At 36.5% G+C, this 20,623-nt stretch carries 21 protein-coding genes; 14 read left to right on the top strand and 7 right to left on the bottom strand.

Translation table 11 applies throughout. The features are described from left to right. Positions 1-6: 6 nt before the first annotated feature. Together MHH95_RS14195 and MHH95_RS14190 are read right to left on the bottom strand one after the other, a co-directional pair. Entirely contained in the window at positions 7-1,248 is a 1,242-nt protein-coding gene (locus MHH95_RS14195) for an erythromycin esterase family protein (RefSeq protein WP_340728107.1), read from the bottom strand. A 125-nt stretch (positions 1,249-1,373) separates the two neighbouring features. Then, a complete protein-coding gene (locus MHH95_RS14190) occupies positions 1,374-1,964 on the bottom strand; it encodes a copper resistance CopC family protein (RefSeq protein WP_340728106.1) in 591 nt (196 codons plus the stop codon). A 472-nt stretch (positions 1,965-2,436) separates the two neighbouring features. Between MHH95_RS14190 and MHH95_RS14185 the strand changes: the two genes are divergently transcribed. The 4 genes from MHH95_RS14185 (at position 2,437) to rarD (ending at position 9,110) form a co-directional block, all read left to right on the top strand. Beyond that, positions 2,437-4,116, top strand: coding sequence for a methyl-accepting chemotaxis protein (locus tag MHH95_RS14185; protein ID WP_340728105.1), 1,680 nt, complete (start codon positions 2,437-2,439; stop codon positions 4,114-4,116). A 183-nt stretch (positions 4,117-4,299) separates the two neighbouring features. Next, positions 4,300-6,063, top strand: coding sequence for an ABC transporter ATP-binding protein (locus MHH95_RS14180; RefSeq protein ID WP_340728104.1), 1,764 nt, complete (start codon positions 4,300-4,302; stop codon positions 6,061-6,063). Further along, a complete protein-coding gene (locus MHH95_RS14175; protein ID WP_340728103.1) occupies positions 6,053-7,825 on the top strand; it encodes an ABC transporter ATP-binding protein in 1,773 nt (590 codons plus the stop codon). The genes MHH95_RS14180 and MHH95_RS14175 overlap by 11 nt, the downstream gene beginning before the upstream one ends. Positions 7,826-8,195: 370 nt before the next feature. Beyond that, the gene (gene rarD, locus MHH95_RS14170; protein ID WP_339212364.1) at positions 8,196-9,110 is read left to right on the top strand and encodes an EamA family transporter RarD; all 915 of its coding nucleotides are present in this window, start codon (positions 8,196-8,198) and stop codon (positions 9,108-9,110) included. A gap of 208 nt (positions 9,111-9,318) precedes the next feature. On the opposite strand, the gene MHH95_RS14165 is transcribed toward rarD, so the two are convergent. Then, positions 9,319-10,113, bottom strand: coding sequence for a M15 family metallopeptidase (locus MHH95_RS14165; RefSeq protein ID WP_340728102.1), 795 nt, complete (start codon positions 10,111-10,113; stop codon positions 9,319-9,321). A gap of 230 nt (positions 10,114-10,343) precedes the next feature. On the opposite strand from MHH95_RS14165, the gene arsR reads away from it, so the two are divergent. The 6 genes from arsR to MHH95_RS14135 all read left to right on the top strand — a co-directional run bounded on the left by arsR (position 10,344) and on the right by MHH95_RS14135 (position 13,720). After that, positions 10,344-10,649, top strand: coding sequence for an arsenical resistance operon transcriptional regulator ArsR (gene arsR / locus MHH95_RS14160; protein ID WP_340728101.1), 306 nt, complete (start codon positions 10,344-10,346; stop codon positions 10,647-10,649). Between the two features lie 56 nt (positions 10,650-10,705). After that, a complete protein-coding gene (locus MHH95_RS14155; protein WP_340728100.1) occupies positions 10,706-11,137 on the top strand; it encodes an ArsI/CadI family heavy metal resistance metalloenzyme in 432 nt (143 codons plus the stop codon). Positions 11,138-11,179: 42 nt separating this feature from the next. After that, positions 11,180-12,475, top strand: a complete 1,296-nt coding sequence (locus MHH95_RS14150; RefSeq protein WP_340728099.1) for an arsenic transporter — start codon at positions 11,180-11,182, stop codon at positions 12,473-12,475. 17 nt (positions 12,476-12,492) lie between these two features. After that, positions 12,493-12,891 carry an arsenate reductase (thioredoxin) gene (arsC, locus tag MHH95_RS14145; protein ID WP_340728098.1) on the top strand — a complete coding sequence of 133 codons (399 nt, stop codon included), beginning with the start codon at positions 12,493-12,495 and terminating at the stop codon, positions 12,889-12,891. Positions 12,892-12,973: 82 nt separating this feature from the next. Continuing rightward, the gene (locus MHH95_RS14140) at positions 12,974-13,426 is read left to right on the top strand and encodes a GNAT family N-acetyltransferase (RefSeq protein ID WP_340728097.1); all 453 of its coding nucleotides are present in this window, start codon (positions 12,974-12,976) and stop codon (positions 13,424-13,426) included. A gap of 66 nt (positions 13,427-13,492) precedes the next feature. Beyond that, entirely contained in the window at positions 13,493-13,720 is a 228-nt protein-coding gene (locus MHH95_RS14135) for a phosphoglycerate mutase (RefSeq protein ID WP_340728096.1), read from the top strand. A gap of 191 nt (positions 13,721-13,911) precedes the next feature. Here MHH95_RS14135 and MHH95_RS14130 read toward each other — a convergent pair whose 3' ends face one another. Next, a complete protein-coding gene (locus MHH95_RS14130) occupies positions 13,912-14,355 on the bottom strand; it encodes a hypothetical protein (protein ID WP_340728095.1) in 444 nt (147 codons plus the stop codon). A gap of 288 nt (positions 14,356-14,643) precedes the next feature. Between MHH95_RS14130 and MHH95_RS14125 the strand changes: the two genes are divergently transcribed. The 4 genes from MHH95_RS14125 to MHH95_RS14110 all read left to right on the top strand — a co-directional run bounded on the left by MHH95_RS14125 (position 14,644) and on the right by MHH95_RS14110 (position 17,713). Beyond that, positions 14,644-15,171 carry a sigma-70 family RNA polymerase sigma factor gene (locus MHH95_RS14125; protein WP_339212344.1) on the top strand — a complete coding sequence of 176 codons (528 nt, stop codon included), beginning with the start codon at positions 14,644-14,646 and terminating at the stop codon, positions 15,169-15,171. Beyond that, positions 15,161-16,192 carry an LCP family protein gene (locus MHH95_RS14120; RefSeq protein ID WP_340728094.1) on the top strand — a complete coding sequence of 344 codons (1,032 nt, stop codon included), beginning with the start codon at positions 15,161-15,163 and terminating at the stop codon, positions 16,190-16,192. The genes MHH95_RS14125 and MHH95_RS14120 overlap by 11 nt, the downstream gene beginning before the upstream one ends. Positions 16,193-16,270: 78 nt before the next feature. Beyond that, positions 16,271-16,843 carry an acyl-CoA thioester hydrolase/BAAT C-terminal domain-containing protein gene (locus MHH95_RS14115; protein WP_340728093.1) on the top strand — a complete coding sequence of 191 codons (573 nt, stop codon included), beginning with the start codon at positions 16,271-16,273 and terminating at the stop codon, positions 16,841-16,843. A gap of 30 nt (positions 16,844-16,873) precedes the next feature. After that, entirely contained in the window at positions 16,874-17,713 is an 840-nt protein-coding gene (locus MHH95_RS14110; protein WP_340728092.1) for a DUF5700 domain-containing putative Zn-dependent protease, read from the top strand. A 102-nt stretch (positions 17,714-17,815) separates the two neighbouring features. Here the strand turns inward: MHH95_RS14110 and MHH95_RS14105 are convergent, their stop codons facing one another. The 3 genes from MHH95_RS14105 to MHH95_RS14095 form a co-directional block, all read right to left on the bottom strand. Then, positions 17,816-19,192, bottom strand: a complete 1,377-nt coding sequence (locus MHH95_RS14105) for a HAMP domain-containing sensor histidine kinase (RefSeq protein ID WP_340728091.1) — start codon at positions 19,190-19,192, stop codon at positions 17,816-17,818. Then, a complete protein-coding gene (locus MHH95_RS14100; protein WP_340728090.1) occupies positions 19,189-19,866 on the bottom strand; it encodes a response regulator transcription factor in 678 nt (225 codons plus the stop codon). The genes MHH95_RS14105 and MHH95_RS14100 overlap by 4 nt, the downstream gene beginning before the upstream one ends. A gap of 78 nt (positions 19,867-19,944) precedes the next feature. Continuing rightward, the gene (locus tag MHH95_RS14095; RefSeq protein ID WP_340728089.1) at positions 19,945-20,622 is read right to left on the bottom strand and encodes an ABC transporter ATP-binding protein; all 678 of its coding nucleotides are present in this window, start codon (positions 20,620-20,622) and stop codon (positions 19,945-19,947) included. Position 20,623: the final 1 nt, after the last annotated feature.

The raw sequence follows: 20,623 nt of genomic DNA, 5'->3' as shown, positions 1-20,623 counted from the left end.
TTTATATCATAAAGGTCGTAAAGCACTTGTCTTATCTATAAAAATAAATGCATCGTACCTGCTGCCGACTCTGGAAGGAACGTAATTGCCGTATGCCTCGTATGCCGGATCGTATACAACGCCAATTGCGCGGTGGCCAATCCAATCATTAAACAATTGTCTGTTTTCATCCGTAAATAAAAGTACTTTATCTTCGGGGCTTGCTGCGTGGAGCTGGCCTTCCCATTTATCTATATTTGCCGGAGGGACTTGGATAATTTCAAAAGGATCTCCCCAGCGGTCTGCAGCAATGACCGTACCTTCGTAAGTGCCAAAGCCAATTGCATACGTATTTTCCTTCCCGTATTGCTCCCGGATAATTTGACCAACATTGATTAGCTGCTCATCCTTCATTGAGGTTTCGGAAGCATCACCGATATGGGTATTATGCTCCCAAACGATGATTTTCGTTTCCTCTCCGTAATACTTACGCAATTCATGAATCGCCTCCACCATATGATAATCGCGTGTATTCCACGACTTTTCATCCGACATCATTTCCCGGTAGTATGATTCAGCATTTTTTGCGACAAGAGCATTCATCACGACATTTAAATCTTCTTCGTGCTCACTGGAATACAGATCTTTATGATTACGCAATGAGCTTAATAACCCCGTCACTTCACGAATACATGCATCAGAAAATTGAACAGCGGAAATGGCATAGTGCTCATGGCTCCGATTGTACGGTTCAAAGCAGGAAAAAGCTTTTTTGGCATGTTCTAAATCAACTTTATGCTCGGGATGGTCCGATAAAAAGTTTAATATTTCATCAATTGATTCGAACAGGCTGTACATATCGATACCATAAAAGCCTACTTTTTGTAGGCGCTTAGTATTAATCTCTTTTAACCATTCCGTAAAGGCAGCGACCTCTTCATTGGCCCACATCCACGTTGGCCATCGATGGAAAGCGTTCTTTAAAACCTCTTTTGCGTTCGTACTTTCTTCGCTATAGCCTTTTACATAGCGGTTTACCGCTTGTGCGGATGGCCAATCTCCTTCAACTGCAATGAGCTGAAAGCCTTTTTGCTCGATTAACATTTTGGAGAGCTCAGCCCGTACTGTATAAAATTCCGATGTCCCGTGTGAAGCCTCACCAATCATTACGATTTTAGCATCTCCAACAGCCTCTACCATTTTATTTAAACTCGTATCATTAAGTGGTAGAGAATGTTCTGATATAGAATGGATTAATTTATCTGTCATTGTGGAAACTCCTTTCTTTTAAAAAAGTGGTTCATTATTATTAACCATGAATGTATAGTTATGAAACAAAATTAAGAGGAATGCCTAAAGCGAAAATAGGCATTCCTAATATAGATACGGTAGTTTTACTTATTTCCTTTGCGTTTTACTAACCATCTTTTATAGCTATAGATAGTAATTCCAACTAAAACAAGAACAATGATACTTACGACGATGATTAGTGTCCAAATGGAATTATTGTCCTCCGAATCAGTTTCATCTTTAAGCGTATCGACAATTGAGTCTACATTAGATTCTAGTTTATTCACTGTATCTTCAGCAGTCTCCTGATTACTTGGATCCTTGGCTATATTTACTGTAAAGGAAAATGAACCTGTTAAAGGGTGTCCGTCCTCGCTGATACTATTCCATTCCACTATATAAGTATCGTTAGGAAGAGGTGAAGCTAATGCACCTGATAAGACACCATCATTTACTGTGATAGAAGTTATAGGCATTTCTGAGCCGTCACTGGACAGTACTTTAAAAATACTGCCTTCTTCAATTTTACCTGAATATGTTAATTCAATTGTTTGTAATGACTCTGTTACCGTCGCACCTTTATCCGGATTTGTTGAATCCAAATATGTGTGAGCATATGCATCAGGTACAAATAGTAAAAATGCAGCTGCAAGCGCAAATAAAAGTTGTTTCATTAATAATTTACTTCCCTTCATAATCATTTTAATCCCCGTTCCCATTACAGCGATTTACACATTTGGATTTAAATTTGCTGAGAATGGAGTGATAATTTTAGTATGGACAAAAAGAGGCGGAAATATCGGAAGTTAATCAGATTTATGGGACAACATAAAGAGAAAAGCAGTAACTTTTGTCTGTAGGATAACGGTATTTTAACGAAGAAATGATATAGGAAAATTTTGTATACATAAAAAGGACATAAATTCAAGAATATTCAGAATAAAAAGTGTTATTTAGACGTTAATATTCACTTATAGTGTCAAAATATTATTAGGAATATAATAATTTATTTATATTATTGATTGTAGTTTGTTGGATTTTCTTTCATTTTTATTAATATTTTTTAGCTCTATAGCAATATCGTATTAATTTCAGTCTATTAATTAGAAATGACTATATTATATGTCGAATACTGTATAAAATTGTAGATAAGAAGGGGGATGTAATATGTCAATTAGAAATAAATTACTAGTAGGTTTTACTATTTCGATTTTCGTTACGGTTTTAGCCTGTTTGACAATTTTTAATCAGTTAATGGCAGTTGAAAAGAAATACAGCAATACACTGGAAACGAATTTACCTCAGACGTATGACGCGTCAGAATTGAGTCGTCTCTCACTTGTTCAGGCATCATTAATTCAAAATTATATTTTAGGTAAAGATACTTCACAAGAAATTCAGGCCAGCAGAACAGAAACAAAGAATTTAATCCAAAAGTTTGAACAATTAACCCTCAATAAAGAGGCCGAGACGTTCTTGGCCAGTATTCAAGAAAAAGTAAAGGTGATGAATAGTTCATTCGATGAAACCATTCGTCTTACTGATACGAGAGGAATGGATGCGGCATCGACTTACTATATAGATATTGCTGAAAATAATGTAACCGCTTTTAAGGAAGATGTAAGGGCGTTATCCGAAGAAATTGCCAATTCATTCGTTTTAGCGGAAAAAAATATTGATAAAGAAATGCTAAACGCAATGATTATGACGGGGATTTCCATTATAGTAGCGATTTTAGTCGGTATGATTACGGCATTAGCACTAACGAACCGCATTTCTAAGCCAATGCAAAATTTAGAACAGCATGTTCAGGAAATTATAAAAGGCAATTTGGCGGTTGAACCGTTGGCGATTCGTTCTAAGGATGAGATCGGAACGTTATCAAAAGCGATGAATGAAATGAAAACTACAATATCGGACTTATTAAATAATCTTTCAGAAAATGCCGGTCACTTAAGTGCAACTTCGGAACAATTAATGGCTTCGGTTGAAGAAGTAAACATTTCTGCCGGTATTATGTTAACAGGTGCAAAAGGTGGCGCAGAAGCTGCTACGTCTATGTCTATATCAGCGTCCGAAAGTGCAACTGCGATGGAAGAAACGGCAACAGCGGTACAAAAAATTGCAGAATCCACGCAAGAATTGCATCACTTTACCGGCGAGACAGAAACGATGGCAAATGCAGGGAAACAAAATATTTATACTGCAAGTGAACAGATGAGCTCCATTTATAAATCGACAAAAATAACGACAGAGCTAATCCAAAAACTAAGCCATCAATCAAGAGAAATCGAAAAAATTACACAAGTCATTACAGGGATCGCGGATCAAACAAATTTACTTGCGTTGAATGCATCGATTGAAGCTGCACGTGCAGGTGAACACGGAAAAGGATTTGCAGTCGTGGCAGCAGAAGTAAGGAAACTGGCGGAAGAATCGAATCGTTCGGCCAATCAAATCGTTACATTAACGAATGAAATTCAGCAAGATACGAAAAATGCTGAACGAGCAATTGAAGATAGCTTGGACAATGTGGAACAGGGCGTGGAAATTATCGGTTTTGCAGGTCAATCATTTGAGAAAATTGTAGGGGCGATCGGCGAGATGAAAATTCAGATTGAAGATGTCTCTGCCGTTACGGAACAGATATCTGCTACGGCAGAAGAGGTTGCTGCATCCGTACTCGAAATTTCCCGTTCAGCTGAAATGACGCAATTAAGTGCACAGCATGCCTATGAGTCATCGGAACAGCAAATGTCAACACTTCAGGAAATCGGTGCGGTAGCCAATGATTTAGGTAACCGTGCACAGCAGTTGCAGCAAGTCACTGCCAATTATAGTGTATAGTCAAAAAAGAAAATAAAATTAGCAGGCATAGGAAATCGAGACATTTCCTATGCTTTTTTGTGCTTATTTGGTTTGCACTAAAAAAATAATTCGGAATCCGAAAAAATATTTCTTTTTGATATATCCGAAAATTATAAAATTTGTTAAAATAGTGGAACTTGAGTAAAAAAAGAAGGTGAAAAAATGAAGGTGTTTTTGAAATTAGGCTGGTTTTTTAAAGAGCGGAAGTTTCAGTATACAGTAGGGTTGCTAATGCTTATACTTGTAGCGATTCTACAGCTCGTACCACCAAAAATTATTGGATATACAATCGATGAAATTGGGGATCAGACATTAACGAAATCAGGCCTATTCAAATGGCTTGCCATCATTGCCGTTGTAGCGATCGCAATGTATGTGCTGCGCTATTACTGGCGTCAAATGATCTTCGGTTCTTCCAACTTATTGGCACGTACATTGCGTGAAAAGCTACATCGTCATTTTACGCAAATGTCCCCGTCATTTTATCAAAAAAATCGTGTCGGCGATTTAATGGCCCATGCGACAAATGATATTAGTGCAGTGCAGCAAACTGCTGGCGGTGGGGTTTTAACATTATTTGACTCGATTACAACAGGCGGGTTTGTTATTTTAGCAATGGCGATTACCATTGACTGGCGTTTGACATTGATTGCGTTAATTCCGATGCCATTGGTTGCGTTATCGACCAGCTATTACGGCAAACTATTGCATGAACGTTTCCGCCATGCCCAGGCTGCGTTTTCGGATTTAAATGACAAAACACAGGAAAGTATAAGCGGCATGAAAGTATTAAAAACGTTCGGTCAGCAATCTCAAGATGTAGCAGATTTTACTAAGCTTTCGGATGAAGTAGTAGAAAAAAATATGCGTGTGGCGAAGGTAGATTCTTTATTCGATCCGACAATCAGCTTTGTCGTTGGCTTAAGCTTTATGCTAAGTCTCGGCTTCGGAACAAAATTCATTCTAGAAGAGGCAATGACTGTCGGGGATTTAGTTACGTTCACTACGTATTTAAGCATTCTTATTTGGCCGATGCTGGCGATTGGGATGCTGTTTAATATTGTCGAGCGGGGGAGTGTTTCCTATGACCGTATCGAAAAAATATTAAATACTCCGTTTGATATTGATGACAAGCCAGATGCTATTTCGGAAAATCCTTCAGGAGATCTTATTTTTAACGTTCAATCGTTTACATTCCCAGGTGATGCTTCACCAACAATACGAGATATGCACTTTGAATTAAAGCGCGGAGAAACACTAGGTATTGTAGGGAAAACAGGTGCAGGGAAAACGTCGATATTGAAGCTGTTGCTTCGTGAATTTGAAGGGTATGAAGGTACGATTCAATTTGGTAACCACAATATAAACGATTACAAGAAAGAATATTTACGCCAGTCAATTGGCTATGTCCCTCAAGATCATTTCTTGTTTTCTGCAACACTATACTCCAATATTGCATTTGCCAATCCGAATGCTAGTTTAGAAGAAGTGCGTGCTGCAGCAAGACTGGCAAATATAGATGAAGATATTTTGAGCTTCACAGATGGCTATAACACCCTTGTTGGTGAACGTGGTGTCTCACTTTCAGGTGGGCAGAAGCAACGTATTTCGATTGCACGGGCGCTATTAATGAAACCGGAACTTCTAATTTTAGATGATTCTCTTTCTGCAGTGGATGCACGAACAGAGGAAGCAATTTTACATGCCTTGAAGGAAGAGCGTAAAGATGCGACAACGATCATTACATCTCACCGTCTAAGTGCAATTCAACAAGCGCATGTCATTATCGTTGTAGAAGATGGCACGATTATTGAAAAAGGTACTCATGAACAGTTAATGGCTTTAGAAGGAAGCTATTATGAGATGTATCAGCTACAGCAACTAGAGCAGTTAGTCGAGCAAGGAGGCGATCGTCTTGGCGAATGAAACAAATACCATTTCAAGTAAAGAGCAGCGAATTGTATTAAAACGGCTATTTACATATTTAAAGCCTCATAAAAAGTTATTAGCGATTGCGCTGTTCCTACTTGTGCTAACTGTAATCGGGGATATAATCGGTCCGTATTTAATCAAAGTATATATTGATGACCATTTAATGATCGGTAATTTTGATATGACACCGATTTTAATTTTGGGGATTAGTTATTTCATAATCCAGTTATTAAACGTCTTCATTACGTATTATCAAAATATTAAATTTCAGCAGCTTGCGTTAAAGGTTATCCAGCAGCTTCGAATTGATGTATTTACGAAAATCCATAAGCTTGGTATGCGTTATTTCGACAAAGTACCAGCCGGCTCTATTGTATCAAGAGCAACAAATGATACCGAAGCGATTAAGGATATGTTCGTATCTGTATTGATTAGCTTTGTGCAGGCGGCATTTTTAATTGTCGGTGTATACAGTGCGATGTTTTTCCTTAATGCAAAGCTTGCGCTATATATGCTGCTACTATTGCCGGTCATTATTTATATTATTTGGCTGTACCGGAAAATGAGCTCGGTCGTGTATATGCGTATGCGCGAAAAACTAAGTGAGCTTAATGCGAAACTATCAGAAACACTGTCAGGCATGAGCATTGTGCAGGCTTTCCGTCAAGAGAAGCGCTTTAATGATGAATTTGACCGTGTCAATGAAGAGCATTTCCAATCGATGATGGCGAATACGAAAATGAACAGTTTACTGCTTCGACCGATTATCGATTTAGTGTACTTCACGGCTATTATTATTTTACTGTTCAACTTTGGGTGGGCATCGTTTGAAACTGCGGTAGAAGTAGGGGTTGTGTATGCGTTTATTACGTATATGAACCGCTTCTTTGATCCGATCAATCAAGTAATGGAACGGCTTGCACTGTTCCAACAGGCAATTGTTGCCGCTTCACGTGTGTTTGAGCTACTTGATAATGAAGAACTGGAGCCAGCACAGCAAAACAAGGCGGTTACCGTGTCACAAGGTCATATTGAGTTTAAAAATGTGTCGTTCAGCTATGACGGGAAACAGGATGTACTGAAAAATATATCGTTTACAGTCAATCCTGGTGAAACCGTCGCACTCGTCGGTCATACGGGTAGTGGGAAAAGCTCAATTATTAATTTACTGATGCGCTTTTATGAATTTAAGCGTGGCGATATTTTAATAGACGGCCAATCGATTAAAGATTTTGAACAACAGGAGCTTCGTGACAAAATGGGCTTAGTGCTGCAGGATCCGTTTTTATTCTACGGGACGATCGATTCGAATATCCGTTTGTACAATGAAAAGCTGACTTTACAAAAGGTGAAGGAAGCTGCTGAATTTGTGCAGGCGAACGACTTTATCGAAGCTTTGCCGGATGGTTATGAAAGCTTTGTTACGGAGCGTGGATCTACGTTTTCAAGCGGGCAGCGTCAATTAGTTGCCTTTGCACGAACGATTGCAACGAACCCGAAAATTTTAGTGTTGGATGAAGCGACTGCAGCGATCGATACAGAAACTGAAGTCGGTATTCAGCAATCATTGGAGAAAATGCGAAAAGGCCGTACAACTATCGCCATCGCACACCGACTCTCGACAATTCAAGATGCAGAGCAGATTTTAGTGCTGCATAAAGGAGAAATTGTGGAGCGCGGTACCCACCAGCAACTCATTGCACAAAAAGGGCTATATCAAAAAATGTACTTGCTGCAAAATGGGATAGTCGAGTAGCTAGTTGAATTGAAAAGTCATATTCATTCCTAACATGTGTAGGGGTGGATATGACTTTATTGCATTAGTGGAGCGGTGTTCGAGCTGGGTAGGCGAAAGTGTAGTTTTAGGAGGCGAATATCGGGGGTGAACTGACGAATAAGTCAGCTGAAGTGGCGAATAAAAATGCAAGTGGCGAATATAGGGTGCTAAGAGACGAATATCGATGTTGAATTGACGATTAAGTTGGAGTATTTGAAGAATATGTGGGATGAACTGGCGATTATCGCAAACTAAGTGGCGAATAAAAACACCTGTTCCACACATCAACATTTACTTCCTTCATAGCGACAACTATAATTGAAATATAAAAATACTAGAAGGTGCAATAATGTCAGAACAAAAAAAGGGTATCCTCTTTGCGATGGGTGCCTATTTCATGTGGGGGATTGTCCCACTCTTTTGGAAACAAATAGATCATGTTGGCAGCATGGAAATTTTGGTAGGGCGTGTTATATGGTCATTCGTTTTTACAGCGCTCTTTATATTAATCATTCGCCAATATAAAGAAACGATTGCCGATATTAAAATACTTTGGAAAAATAAGAAGAATTTTATTTTACTATTTATCGCCGCTGTCGTTGTTTCCATCAACTGGGGAATTTTCATTTGGGCAGTAAATAACGAACACCTATTACAGGCGAGCTTAGGTTATTATATTAATCCGCTCATTTCAGTATTGTTTGGGTTGATTTTCTTCAAGGAAAAAATTTCGAAAGCTACTACTGTTGCCGTACTGATTGCTGCAGTTGGGGTTGGCTACCAGGCATTTTTAGGTGGTACAATTCCATGGGTTTCATTAGCACTTGCTTTATCTTTTGCCTCTTACGGTGTTATCAAAAAGAAGATTCCGCTGGATGCAACGCGCGGTTTAGCAATCGAAACATTATTTATATTACCGATCGCAATCATTAGCTATATTTACTTAATGCAAACGACGGAAATTGCTTTTATGCACGTTGATTGGAAAACGAATTTATTTTTAATCGGCAGTGGTATTGTAACAGCGATTCCGCTCATCTTTTTTGCGAAAGGTGCACAAAAAATTCCGCTTTACTTAATGGGCTTTATCCAGTTTTTATCACCGACAATCAGTTTACTGCTGGGGATTTTTCTTTACAAAGAACCCTTTACTACAACAGAATTTGTAACGTTCCTATGCATTTGGCTCGCTGTATTTATCTTTTCAGCGGCAAAGGTTCAGGAAGCAAGAAAACAGCACGTCGCATATGCGAAAAGTGTGTAACTAAAAAGAATCGGCCACATTGCTTTAATGCAAATGGCCGATTTTTGATTCCAAAAAATAGACGGAGAAATTCCGGTTATTACTTAAAAAAAACTCCAAATGAGGTGATTTTTTCATACATAAGCGGAAAAACTCCCTTTATTTCCTCGTAAAACTACCGTCAAGTACCAAATAACAGGAAATCTTCCGCTTACTTTCCTTCCACGAATTATTCTACAATTGATGTAATGATATATCCTTTTTCATTATCACCAGACACGATATAGTTTTCAGAATCCGGGATATTAACAGTAGTCTTATTATCCGTATACTGCACGAAGTAGGAGGTACCATTTATTTCTGTTGTATAAAACTGCTCCTTTTTAAGGAAAGTAATATATTCCTCAAGCACGAGATTATTTTTTTTCATGATCATACTATGGGGCAAGCCTATGTAACGGAAATGCCATGGTTCGTAGTTGATACCAGTCACATCCACCTTGTCTTCTGGGTAACGTAAGATGAAGCCAAAATCCGCTGCATATTCTTCCAACCATTTACCTTCATCGACATTCTCCATTTTGCCGGCAGTCGAACCAATATCAAGTGATAAGCCCGTCTGATGTTCACTATGGCCGGATGGCAGCGCATAGTCAGCGCCATGCTCTTCATAAAGCTGCTGCTGTAGTTTACCGCTGCGATACGCACTGTTAATGATAATATGTTCAATTCCATCCTTCGCTGCTGCATCAAATAGTTGCTTGAGCGGCTTTATTGCCTGATTCTCGAAAAGAAATTCTGAATTCACAATAACATTTTCCGCGATATCAGTTGGGATTGGCGCTAAATTGGTCGGGTCCTGTTTTAGCTGAATGTCTCGATTGACGAGTACAAGATTTCCGCTCGAAATTGCATAAGGTTCTAGGGATAACTGCTGTGGTAAATCAGGAGCAGTTGCTTGTTTGCCCATAAAAAATTGATAGCCTATAACGGCAACTATAAGTGCAAAAATTAGTTTTTTCATATAATAAATCTCCTTTAATCCAAGCATAGCGCATAAAACTTAATAAAAACTGATAAGAATTCTTAAGAATATATTAAGAAATATAAACTTACCACATAAACTTAACCAAATTAAAGGTTTTTTAAGTTCCGATTCATTCATCAAAAAAAATTGATTTAATGATTGCGATACAAAATTACTTTGGTTATAATTAATATATCAAAATAAATTGATGAAGGAGGATATCTTTATTGGAAATTCAGTTTGAGCAATATGAAAAGAAATTTAAGGCATTGGCAGATCAAAAGCGACTGGAAATCTTGTATGAGCTATGCCAACGTGGTCAAAGTTGCGTTTGTGATTTAACCGAAGCATTTGACATGTCCCAATCAAAATTATCGTATCATCTTAAAATCCTTTTGGATGCAAATTTGATTACGAAAGAAACGAAAGGAACATGGAGCTATTATGATTTAAATGATAAAGAAGTAAACAATTTATTATCAGAAGAGCTGTGCTGCATATTTAGAAAGACTGGAAAAGGCAGCTGCTGTTAAATTTTTTGTTTCTTAAATCAAATTTTTTTGATTAATAATACATTGGAGGTAAGTATATGAAATATGTACATGTAGGTATAAACGTTACGGATCTTGAAAAATCAATTGAGTTTTATGAAAAGGTTTTTGGAGCTTCACCAGTTAAGGTGAAAGCAGATTATGCTAAATTCTTGCTTGATACTCCGGGACTGAATTTTACACTGAATGTTCGTGATGAAGTGAAAGGAAATCAAGTTAATCATTTTGGATTTCAAGTAGAGACGAGCGAGGAAATTACTGCTCATAAGGAAAGACTAGAAAAAGAAGGCTTTTTTGCACGTGATGAAATGGATACTACATGCTGTTATGCTGTGCAGGATAAATTCTGGGTGACAGATCCAGACGGAAATGAGTGGGAGTTTTTCTATACAAAAGCTGATAGTGATGTTCATAAAATAGAATCTACTACTTGTTGTGTGGAAGTGGATACAAGCAATTCCTGTTGCTAGTAAGTAAGAAGTTTGTACAGTGAGTGATGGAGGTTATATTTAGTGATTACAGCAATTCTAGCAACAGCGATTTTTTTATTAACACTTATTCTCGTCATCTGGCAGCCAAAAGGATTAAATATTGGTTGGTCAGCTTGTGGTGGGGCAATATTGGCCTTATTGGTCGGGGTAGTGGATTTTAATGATGTAAACGAAGTAATAGGTATTACGTGGAATGCTACTTTATCTTTTGTCGCGATTATTATTATTTCGTTAATACTCGATGAGATTGGCTTATTTGAATGGGCAGCACTACATATGGCGCGGGCTGCAAAGGGCAATGGCATCAAAATGTTCGTTTATGTAAGTATTTTAGGGGCTATTGTCGCGGCATTATTTGCGAATGATGGGGCTGCGCTAATCTTGACGCCTATCGTGTTAGCAATGGTTCGTCATTTGCAATTTAGCGAAAAAATGATCTTCCCATTCATTATGGCGAGTGGATTTATCGCGGATACAACTTCTCTTCCATTCGTAGTCAGTAACTTAGTTAACATTGTATCGGCGGATTTCTTCAATATCGGATTTGTGGAGTATGCATCAAGAATGATTATTCCTAACCTTTTTTCACTGATCGCAACGATTACAATTCTATTAATATTCTTTAGAAAAAGTATTCCGGGTACGTATGAATTATCTAAATTAAGAACGCCTAAAGAAGCGATTAAAGACATAAAAATGTTCCGACTTTCGTGGTATGTACTAGGGGTATTGCTAATTGGATATTTTTCAAGTGAATTCACACAAATCCCCGTTTCCATTATTGCAGGGGGCATCGCTATTTTCTTTTTATTAATGGCGGGAAGAAGCCATGCAGTACGGACGAAATCAGTTGTTAAAGGTGCTCCATGGAATGTGGTGTTTTTCTCGATCGGGATGTACGTAGTTGTCTATGGTTTAGGAAATGCATGGTTGACGCATTCTTTGTCTAGTGTTATTCAGGCAACAGCTGATCAGGGATTATTTGTTGCAACGATTGGAATGGGCTTTATTGCTGCCTTTCTTTCTTCGATTATGAATAACATGCCAACCGTTATGATTGATGCATTAGCGATTACTGAAACGAATACTTCCGGTGTTATCCGAGAAGCGTTAATCTATGCTAATGTTATTGGATCAGATTTAGGTCCGAAAATTACACCAATCGGCTCTCTTGCAACATTAGTATGGCTCTATGTTCTTTCACAAAAGGGCGTTAAAATTTCGTGGGGAACGTATTTTAAAACAGGTATTATTTTAACTATCCCAATTCTATTTATTACTTTACTTGGGCTATATATCACATTATTAATTTTCTAAAGGGAGTAGGATTCAGGTTGAAACAAACAATTTATTTCTTATGTACAGGTAATTCCTGCAGAAGCCAAATGGCGGAAGGCTGGGCAAAAAAATATCTCGGTAAGCAGTGGGATGTTAAAAGTGCAGGAATTGAAGCTCACGGTTTAAATCCGAATGCAGTGAAGGCCATGAAAGAAACTGGCATAGATATTTCCAATCAAACATCCGATATCATTGATCCTGAAATTTTAAATAATGCTGATTTGATTGTGACATTATGTGGGGACGCGGCAGATAAGTGTCCTGTGACACCACCACATGTTAAAAGAGAACATTGGGGATTTGATGATCCAGCCGGCAAAGAGTGGTCTGAATTTCAGCGCGTCCGTGACGAAATTGGCGAGCGCATTAAGCAATTTAGTGAAACTGGAAAATAAGAAGATAAAAATATTTGGCGCAATTCTGTAGCAGGAATTTGCGCTTTTTTCTATAAAAATATAGCTAGGAGGGGAATCAACATTGAATATAAGAAAACTGGAGGAACAAGATAATATCCCTATGGACTTGCTGTTATTGGCAGATCCTTCAAAAAGTATAGTGGAAGAGTATATTACTAGGGGCGAATGTTTTATAGCCGAAAGTGAAAAACAAGTTGTGGGAGTGTATATATTATTACCAACAAGACCTAAAACAGTAGAAATAGTGAATGTCGCAGTAGCCGAAGAACACCATGGCAAAGGTATAGGAAAGTTATTAATTACGGATGCAATTCATGTTGCTAAGACTAAAGGTTATAAAACAATCGAAATTGGAACGGGGAATTCAAGTATAGGTCAACTCGCTTTATACCAAAAATGCGGTTTCCGAATAATCGGTATTGATTTTGACTTTTTTATTAAGCATTATGAGGAAGAGATTTTTGAAAATGGAATACAATGCAGGGATATGATTCGCTTATCAAAAGATTTATAAATTCTAGCATTCATTTTACAATACTCCTATATAATGGTATATAATTTATGGTAGGGAGTGGTATAAATGGATGGATTAGACACAAGTAAAGAAGCAATCAAAACGGATTTGGCCCTGATTAAATCTTGTTTGAGGCTAATTAATCAAACGATGATTTTAAATATACAAAGAGGCGAAAACTTTACCGCTTCAGAAAATGAAGAGATACATATGCTTATTTCCAAAATAGAAAAGGATCTAAACAAAATTAAAAAAAATATCGATTATGATCCTAATCGTATTGCGAAACGTTAAGCACATGCAGTATTTCAAAAAAGTATTAGCATTTATTCTTTTATCTTTTGCTATGTACCTGTCATGTTCACAGTTTTTAGTGAGGGAACAAACTGTATCCAAAATTTTTGCGCTAGTATTTTTTGTGTTTACATTATGTATAGCATTTGAAATGATTAAAAACCTTTCTAAGTCTAAGTAAACTGAAATCTCTATTTGGCCCGATTGGATTGATTACTAAAAATGCTTAATGCCAATGTCATTCCTGCAACTATGCCTACTACGTTTGGGGAAGTCATAGCTACTTTAAACACCCAAGCTGCAATAAAACTATACGCGAAGCTTTCTGGTATAAGTTCATTTACTGCCAGCGTTGTTAGCGTTGGATAGATTAATAGAAGTACTAAACAAGGGGTCGCTACACACCATAGCAAAGCATGATTAATTTTTACTGACCATTTATTCACTAGCAGTAAAGAAATATAGCCTCCCAGTAATAGTGCACTGATTACATCAAACCAAAGAACAGGTACAATATTGTACTCCATTTGTGCGGTTTTTTGCAGCTGGACTTTTAAATCATAGCTGAATTTTGCTAGTAATATTAATCCAATAACCCAAATTATTTTTTTAAAATAGTTAGAACTGTTGCTCATTCAGACACCCCTTATAAATATTATATTGATTTTAACAGATAATACCAATAAAGTAATGAGAATTACTATAAAATTGTCAAAAGTATTTGCACGATAAGTCCAGAAAAATTATCTTTCCTCTATTTTTTAGAGGGGAGATATTTTTTTATTGCAAATTATATTAAAATCACTTTATAGATTGCTAAATAATGTAATTAAATATAATTTAACGGAAAAATTGAACCTAATATGAATTGACAATCGTCTAATAGCAGAATTTGAAGTAGGTTGAAAGGGAGGGAGAGTCATTTGGATAGGGAGGAAAAAGATTTTCTATTGGAAAAAATAATGATTGAATATGGCAATGAGCTAGTGCGGTTGGCATTTTCTTATGTAAAGGATGTAGAAACTGCGAAGGATCTTGTACAAAATACGTTTATCAAATGCTATAAAAACATTGATTCATTTCGATTCGACGCACAAATCAAAACATGGCTCTATCGTATAACGATTAACGAATGTAAAGATTATTTGAAAAGCTGGAATTACAAAATGGTGCAGGTAAAAAGCTTTATCAATGAAACAGCGAAGTCTATATTACCATCCACTGAGAAAAAGGTAATCGATAAATACAATAATGAAGAAATAAAAGATACGATTTATTCTCTTCCCAAGGTGTATCGGGAAGTAGTTTATCTTTATTATTATGATTCTTTATCGACAGAGGAAATTGCCAATGTATTGGATATTTCGGTTAATACCGTAAAGACCAGGTTAAGAAGAGCGAAGCAACGATTAGAATCAATGTTAAAGGAGGCAGAACTTCATGGAAGATAAACGATTACGAGAAAAAATTCATAATTCGTCTCATCAACACCAGTCATTTACGAAGGAAGACCGTAATGCAGTATTTGAAGAAATCCGTAAACAGGATGAGATTCATCATACCCAAAAGAATGTTTCTTCTAATAAATTCGTTCCCATAACAGTATCTTTATTGGTAGTTGGTTTATGTATGATTCTGTTTCTTCCATCGATGCTTTCCGGGGATTTTATTGAAAGATCTAACAGTAGCAATTTGAGTCAAGAATCGAACAAAGGTGTTCCAACAAATGCCTTGGAAGCTGAGTTTTCTACTTCGTTGATTACGGTAAAGTCTGAAGTTATGGATAATCGAATATACCTTAATCTTTTACTTACTTATAATAAAGATAAAAAGTTGATGAAAGTTGTATCGCTTCCTAATGATACTTATGCCCCGATATCGGAGAATGTGGATGGAACATTTTTTTATGATAAATTGTTGTTTGCCTATTCTTTTGGCGATGCTGAAAATGTAAAAAAGACGGTTTCAAAGTTTTTAGATATACCAATTGATTATTATGCAGTGCTTGATTTAAAAACCGTTTCAGAGTTTATTGAATCGATGAATGGGATTGAGTATGAAATTCAAAAAGATATTCGATTAAGAGGAGTAACACAGGCAGCTATTGATTTCGAAAAGGGTACGCATTATTTTAACGGGGAACAGGTTATATCATTAATGATGGCTGCGACAGATGGGTTCTATCTAGATCATGAAAACCTAATAAATCTAATGAACGTTGTAATGAATAAGGCAGAAGACGAAATTCCAAAAGCAAAATTAAAAGAGTTATTTTCTCAAATAGAGACCAATACGCCCTTGGATCACTTAGTAGATAATCCTAGAGAGATAAATTCTATAAACTCATTACCTTTAAATGAAGGAATGATTTCGGACGTCATACCATTAGGGAAGAGAGTAGGTAAACACATTTATAGATTTGAGGAAGACTTTTTGCAAGCTGTTAAACAAGAGTTAACTACATTTAATTGAATAGGGATTGCGTAGGATAAGCTGTAATAGTGGGCTTATCCTTTTTTTGGCTCTTCCTACTTCAAAAATTCATTATTTTTGGCCCTTTTATCTGCAAGTTTATTTTCTGAAATTCGGTCGGTCGTTGCATTGAATGGATTCGCTGTAGCGTTTAGTGGTATTGTCCCATGGTCTGATAATGATGAACTGCCACCTGCATGGTTATATAATAATGAACCACTTCCTTATTTAACTCCTAAAAATCCTATTGATGTCGCACTTAAATGTATGAAAATGTGGAACGAAAGAAAAGGAAATCCTTTGGGGGAATGGTATGTAGCATTAGCATCTAATCCTGTTGAAGTTAAAAAAGCAGAGATTCCGGTTGAAAAGATAAATGGTTCGATATTACTCATCACTGGCAAAGAAGATGATGTAGATACTACAGGATTATCAAAAATCGCAATAAATAGGTTAAAAAAGTTCAATTGCACAAATGAGTATGAGCACATCGTTTATCCAGGTGCCGGACATTCAATAGGGATTCCCAATATCATACAAAGTTATAATCAAGGAAATAAATATGATACAAATAATGCTAGTAAGAATTCTTGGTTAAAGACAATTGATTTCTATAAACAAAGCTATAAAAATGCCAATCTGTACAAATGATAAGTATAAAACCAGAGAGGAGATAATTTTGTGAAAATCTATGATATTGCAAACCCGTTTTTAAGTTCATATGAACCTACCGAGAATTATTACGAAAATTATTTCAGTGAAAATTTAGATATTTACAGTTATTATTTTGAACATCATTGTCTTAATAAAGAGATGAAACTTGAAAAAGCTTTAGTTCATCATCCGGGAATGATTCAAGAAATGAAATGGATTGCCCGGAAAATTGCTTCCTTAACTCCGGAAGTTACGATAAAATATGAAGACTTATATCCAATAAAATTTACAAAAGATGTTTATATTTTTGTCGGTTTAGGGGGTTCAAATGCCTATACATATCGCTCGATGGACCCTCAAGTTGCTTTTTGCGTTGAAAAATTGGAAGCTGATGAAGATGCACTTAAAGTGATTATAGCCCATGAGTTTGGGCATGCAACACATCATTTATTTACTACTTATAATGGAATTGATGCTGCGACTATTTCTTGGTCCAATCCTTTAACTTGGCTCTTGCAAGAAGGTGTTGCCACTTATTTATCAACACAGATTGTAAAAGTGGAACAGGATATTTACTTTGCCTATAAAAGAGACGTGGAATGGCTGTCATTTTGTGAAGAAAATAAACCAAAGATTATACGTTCTTTTCAACAAGATTTAAAAAACAAATCATCAAAGGATATATTTAAAGAATGGTTTTCAATTAATGGCGGTCAGACATTTGGTTATACTCGCCTTGGTTATTATATCGGTTATGTGTTAGTTCATCATTTAGCTACAGAGGAAGGTATCGAAAATGCCATGCTGTTTTGGGGTCATGTTGATTTTGAAGAGCGAATGAAAGAATTACTACATACTATCTTGTAAATTTAGTTTAAAATGATTTCATCGAGAATATTACTCATTTCTGAGTACAGAATCAGCCTCTTCCTAATCTTAAGGATTAGGAGGAGGCTGAGCATTTAGTATTCACTTGATGGTTTTTGGCACGGTCACTGTCACGGTTGTCCCAACTCCTGGTTTACTTGTAAAATGAATGGTTCCATTATGCAGTGTTAATACACTCTTTACTATTGATAACCCTAATCCTATACCTTCAATCGTGCGTGTACGTGATGAATCAGCCCGATAAAAGCGATCAAAAATTTGCTGTTGGTCGTGTTCACTAATCCCAATGCCATTATCTTCAAATGTAATAGTTACAGTATCTGGCTGTTCAATAAGTTCAATATCAATGGATCCGAACTCATTTGTATATTTTATCGCATTTGATAGTAAATTATCCCACACCGCATATAACAATCCAGCATCTGCATAGATCTGTACTTCAGGTAGAGAATAGCTAAGCATTAAATTTTTTTGTTGAATTTGCCATTCATAATGCTGCAGAAGCTGTTTGATTTGTTTGCTTACTGAAAATAATTTAGCCTTTAAAGGCAGGTCTTGCTGATCGAGCGTTGTGAGCTGTAAAAGTTGATTCGTCATAGTCGACAGTCGAGTAATTTCATGATGGATTGTACTAATATATTTTTGATTTATTGGATGCTCTTTTTCAATTAATGTGACATAGCCTTTAATATTTGAGAGAGGTGATTGGAAATCGTGTGAAATATTAGCGATGAATTCTTTACGTTTCTCATCAACTTGTGAAAGCTGTTTTGACATTTGCATAAAGCTTTGTGACAATCGTCCGAGTTCATCAAGTCTTCTAATATCTAGCTTAATATCGTATTGTCCCTTTGCAATAGAAGTGGTAGCTTCAGTTAACTTTGTAATCGGTTTAACAATTAACTTCGTACATAATAAAACAAGTAATATGCTAAGGATAATCATTAATAATAATATTGTGGCAAATAAAAAGTGCATTTCATTAAATAACAACTTTATATTCGTTCTTACAAATAATGCGTAAGTCTCACCCTGATACTGAAGTGGCACACCAATTGAGTTTTTTAATTCATTTGCAAAAAACCCAGTCACAAATGTTTGATGGGGAAATTGTAAAATCCCATGATAAATAGTACCATCTAGAACCTTCTGAATTGTTGCATCTTCAATAAATGTGTCACGAAATGGATCCTGAAATGTAGTAGATTGCAATTCACGGTCAAAAACCATAATATGGTACCCGAGTAATGCTGAGTGCTGTAAATACTCGTGCAACTCTAGTTCTGGATGAGTTTCAATATAATTTGCCAATTCTACAGCAAGTAGTGTTGTCTTCTCATCATTTTGAGGCTTTAAGGACTGTTGATAATACAGATTGGATAAAAAGAAGGCCAATATGCTGCTGAATACCATAATGACAACCGTTGTTATGACAAATTTTGCATATAATGATCTCATTGAATTTCCTCTATGGAGTAGCCAATACCACGAACGGTTTTAATTTGGATTCGCGGTGTTAATTTTAAGAGTCGTGCACGTAATCGCTTAATATGTACATCAACCGTCCGTTCATCACCACTATAATCAATACCCCATACTTCCTCAATTATTTGTTCGCGTGTTAGCACTTGTGTAGCATGTTTGACTAAAAAGGCCAATAGCTCAAATTCCTTTAAAGGTAGCAATAATGTACGTTCATTAATAATGACTTCATAGCTTTTATATAAAATTGTAAGTGGACCTAAATGGGAAGTCGCTGAAGGTGTAGTTGCTTCGTAACGACGAAGGAGCGCTTCTACACGAAACTGTAATTCTTTTGGATCTACAGGCTTTACGACATAATCATCCGTTCCAGCTACATACCCTTTTTCCTTATCTTCAAGTTGTCCCTTGGCCGTTAATAAAATGACAGGGAGATTATAATAGTTGCGAATAGCTTTAGTAAGCTCATAGCCGTCTAAATAGGGCATCATCACATCAACAATTGCAATTGTAATCGTATGCGTCTTCAACAGCTGAAGTGCCTCCATACCATTCTTTGCATTCAGGACTTGATAGCCCATCTTAGAAAAGTAAATTGTAATGACGTCGCGTACATGCGGATCATCATCAACAACTAAAATGGTAGTCATCGCTTAAACTCCTAACTTCTATTTAAAATAGCGCAGCATAAGCTGCGCTATTTTAAATAATTATTTTTGAAATCTATTTTATGCTAGCTGTTCAACCAGAATTTTACCATCTCTCATGTGTACAGTTTTATCAACATAACGAAGCATTTCTTCATCATGTGTTACAAGTAAGGTTGTTAAGTTTAATGTTTTTGTTAAACTTTGAAGAAGCATCATAACTTCTCTGGAACGTTTTGAATCAAGACTAGCTGTCGGTTCATCTGCAAATAATATTTTTGGTTCATGAATGATGGCACGAGCAATTGCAATTCTTTGTTTTTCACCACCAGAAAGTGAAGAAGGATACGCTGTTTTTCGATGTGTCATGCCTACAAGTTCTAATACACGAGCGACATCCTTTTTATTTTTTTTCTTATTTGCAACATCTAACATTAATAATAACTGCTCTTCTGCTGTAAGAAACGGTACTAAGTGTGCAAACTGAAATACGAAGCCAAATTGTTCGGCCCGCATTTGGCGAAGCTGTTCCTGAGAAAGGCTTGTTAGGTCTTGCTCATTAAAATAAATATGTCCATTTGACGCAGATTGTAACCCAGCGGCAATTGTTAATAAAGTACTTTTCCCTGACCCAGAAGCTCCGATAAGTGCTGTGATTTCACCTTTATGAAGTGACAGGTCAATGCCTTTTAAAATCATTTCATTTGTTTCTCCGATAGGGAATGATTTTTCTAGTTGCTGTATAGTAAAAAAACTCATA

This window comes from Solibacillus sp. FSL K6-4121 (assembly GCF_038002585.1).
Taxonomy (GTDB): domain Bacteria; phylum Bacillota; class Bacilli; order Bacillales_A; family Planococcaceae; genus Solibacillus; species Solibacillus faecavium.
This window is presented reverse-complemented; position numbering and strand designations above follow the sequence as displayed.